Origin of the sequence: Photorhabdus hindustanensis, assembly GCF_002968995.1 — a bacterium.
Classification (GTDB): Bacteria; Pseudomonadota; Gammaproteobacteria; order Enterobacterales; family Enterobacteriaceae; genus Photorhabdus; species Photorhabdus akhurstii.
Map to the genome: position 1 here is coordinate 1 of NZ_PUWT01000187.1, position 1,509 is coordinate 1,509.

The 1,509-nt window shown below is 47.4% G+C and carries 1 protein-coding gene; it reads left to right on the plus strand.

All coding sequences use genetic code 11. The features are described from left to right. Window positions 1-1,509: DEAD/DEAH box helicase (locus C6H66_RS25200; RefSeq protein WP_146111149.1), on the plus strand; the 1,509-nt coding region annotated here is incomplete at both ends.

Here is a 1,509-nt window from a genome sequence, read left to right on the forward strand (position 1 = left end):
ATTAAATATAGCCAGTCAACTTCACGATGACTTTGATCCGGCAAGGCCAGATATGTTCTACCAGAAATGTAAAGTTCTTTCTGGTAGTCCATACCCAGAACCCGCTGAAATCCGTGGGCGGACGACCAACCGTACTGACCTTGAGGAGGCTGATGTTGTCCTTACCAACATTCAACAATTGCAGGGAGAGGAGAATCGTTGGTTACAGGGACTTCCTGACAACTTTTTCGACCTGATTGTTTTTGATGAAGGGCATCATAGCGTTGCGGCCAGTTGGACAACATTAAAAGAAAAGTTTCCGACAGCACGGATCGTGAATTTCAGCGCAACTCCTTTGCGGGCTGATGGGCAAATAATGGCTGGCCGAGTGCTTTATACTTTCCCTGTTTTTCGGGCAATTAAGGAAGGCTATGTTAAGCAGCTTAAAGCTGTTGTTCTGAATCCCAGAACTCTGCGTTATGTACGTCGGGAAGACGGAAAAGAAATTGAAGTTAGTTTAGAGGAAGTCAGACGCTTAGGTGAAACAGATGCTGATTTTCGTCGCAGCATCGTTACTTCTGCCGAATCATTGAATACTATCGTCGATGCTTCAATCCGCGAATTGCAGCAACGAAGAAAAGAGACAGGCAACGATCGCCTCAAGATCATTGCATCGGCGCTGAATTATGAACACTGCCGCCAAATAGTTGAAGCATACCGCGCTCGGGGACAAAACGCTGACTATGTGCACTCGCGGGAGGATAGCGCAGCAAATCAGCTTGTTCTTCAGAGACTGGAGGCCCATCAACTGGATGTCATAGTGCAAGTCAGAAAGCTGGGTGAAGGATTCGACCATCCTTTTTTGAGCGTTGCAGCTGTGTTTTCCGTTTTTGCAAATTTGTCACCCTTTGTTCAGTTTGTCGGTCGAATCATGCGAGTGATTGAACAGAATTCACCAGGACATCCTCTTAACCACGGGACTGTGATCTTCCATGCGGGAGCTAACGTTGCAAGTCGATGGGAGGATTTTCAGCAATACAGTGAAGCCGACAAAGCTTTTTTTGACCAGTTGCTTCCAGTGGAAGAGTTGGACTTTACATCCGGGAATGAGCTCGAAGTTGAACCACAACCTCGTGAGTTAGATGGTGTTGGTGGTTTCAATGTCGAGGGACAAACTGACATCGAGTTGCAGGAAATCCCTCTGATTCAGGATAACCCCGAAGCTCTGGCAGCTCTGAAATTACTTCGGGATGCCGGATACTCATCCGACCAGGTTAGGCAAGAATTTGAGAGACTGAATCCCGTACCAATTACGAAAGTTCGCCAGCGTCAAGCGATGCGGGCAAGTCTTGATCAGCGAGTAAGAACGGAGGTTGGCCGAATTCTTGGTGAACGAGGTGTCAACCCGGAAGGGCATGACCTAGATCATTTGCATCTTGGAAGATCCAATTTTGTCATACTCAAAGCCGCGATAGACAAGCAGATTAACCATACTATCGGGCGGTCAGGTCGATCCCGAGATGAGTTTAC